Genomic DNA, 476 nt, shown 5'->3' with positions numbered 1-476 from the left:
ATATGTGGATCTGTTATCGCAACTAGGCCGACGAACGGGAAAGCGATTCGAATATGGAAAAGACCTCACGAATGTGGAACGTGTGGTTGATATCAAAATGATCAAAACGGCCTTGTTTGGTAGGGGGAAGGGAGTAGAGGATGAGAACGGTACAGGATTTGGTCGTCGACTTAACTTTGCGGACGTGGAATGGTCGCAAGAAAGAGGCGACCCTTGCGACAAGCCCTTACATCAGGAGTGGATTGGAGATCCAGAGTCATTGGGTATTTGGGGACATGTGAGTCCAGATGGTTCGAAGCGTCATCGATTTGATGTCTTTACAAGCGAGGAAGAAACGGATGCAGAGAAACTCTTGCAGAAGACATGGGAAAGACTGCACGAGATCAAACAGCCCATGATTACGTATAAAATGGATGTCATTGATATAGAACAAGTGTCCGCTCAAGAATACAAACATGAAGCGATTCGCTTAGGAG

At 46.2% G+C, this 476-nt stretch carries 1 protein-coding gene; it reads left to right on the top strand.

The annotated features are described in order from the left end of the window. Positions 1-4 precede the first annotated feature (4 nt). A partial coding sequence (locus RM445_RS32055; RefSeq protein ID WP_311560613.1) for a phage tail spike protein occupies positions 5-476 on the top strand: 472 nt, incomplete at its 3' end.

The sequence above is a fragment of the Pseudonocardia charpentierae genome (assembly GCF_031845345.1).
Taxonomy (GTDB): domain Bacteria; phylum Actinomycetota; class Actinomycetes; order Mycobacteriales; family Pseudonocardiaceae; genus Pseudonocardia; species Pseudonocardia charpentierae.
Note: the sequence above shows the minus strand (reverse complement) of the source record. Positions and strands in the feature narration are given on the sequence as shown.